2 protein-coding genes are annotated in these 1,138 nt (G+C 44.3%); one reads left to right on the top strand and one right to left on the bottom strand.

The window, feature by feature from the left end:
- Positions 1 to 391: tetratricopeptide repeat protein (locus tag KIV40_RS32830; RefSeq protein ID WP_285353556.1), on the top strand; the 391-nt coding region annotated here is incomplete at its 5' end.
- Positions 392 to 482: 91 nt separating this feature from the next.
- Here the strand turns inward: KIV40_RS32830 and KIV40_RS32825 are convergent.
- A complete protein-coding gene (locus KIV40_RS32825) occupies positions 483 to 827 on the bottom strand; it encodes a rhodanese-like domain-containing protein (protein WP_285353555.1) in 345 nt (114 codons plus the stop codon).
- Positions 828 to 1,138: the final 311 nt, after the last annotated feature.

Raw genomic sequence — 1,138 nt, 5'->3', positions numbered from 1 at the left:
AGAACAAGATCCAAATCAAGCAGAGTTGTGGTTTAAGCTTGGCAGTGTCTATCTTGAGCAAGGGGAGTTTACGGCAGCTGTTACAAGCTATGACTACGCTATCCGACTAGAGAACACCCCGGTAGCACGCCTGTTTGCTGCAAAAGCAACGGCGTTATACTACGCGAATAAGCAGTCGATGGGGGAAGAGGTTAACACACTTCTGAAACGATCGTTGGAGCTTGATCCTAACGATCGTACAGCCTTGATGCTCATTGCGAGCGATCACTTCATTAGCATGCGATATGAGCAAGCGATCGAGGTTTGGACTCAGCTGTTAGACTCTAACCAGCAAGGGCTTGATAGGGTTTCAATCATCCACTCGATCAATCAAGCTAAGCAGATGCTGTAATAAAATGCCTTATACTGATTAGCTTGCTAGGATCAACCTGCGATCTTGCTTAAAGCTCTGTTTTCCTATTAAGACGAATAAAGTTCAGAGCTTATTTACTTTGCTGCATCTGTACCAATCCACCAGCGTTGTGTAAATTGGTGAAGCCTTGCTTCTCTAGCCATTGATAGGCTTGACCTGAGCGATTTCCACTACGACAGTAAAGAACGATTTGAGTGTTCTTGTCGAGTTTCGCGAAATGCTGCTCTATCTCAGAGAGAGGATAGTTAATCGCATTGTCTAAATGACCATCTGCGAATTCTTGAGGCGTTCTTACATCAACGATCAAAGCGCCTTGTTCAATCCATTCCCATCCCGTTTCTGCACGCTCAGAGGCTTGAGCGATGCCACAGGTTAAACCTACACACAATGCGGTGATGACTAATTTTGTTTTCATCGGTTCTCCATTGGCTCTCAAGTGGTTGAATAAGATAAAAGAAAGCCACACATAGAGTGTGGCTTGATTTATTGACGACGTCTATTTCAGAGCGTTAAAAAGCAGCTTTTGATCATAGAGAGTATGGAAACTCTCGATTTGAACTGAAATCACCGCCTTTGGTAGTTATCGGCTAATAGTCGTAATTCGCTTCACGTTTCTCTGCGGCTTCATCCCATTTTGGAACGACAGTTTCTAAGAAGTGTTTCTTGTCGGCGTTCATTTTCTCCATATCCATTCCTAGCGCTTTCTGTGCAGCCGCTTTGGTTGAG

The organism is Vibrio sp. D173a, from assembly GCF_030248475.1.
The sequence above is the reverse complement of the archived record's forward strand: the minus strand, read 5'-3'. Positions and strand labels throughout refer to the sequence as shown.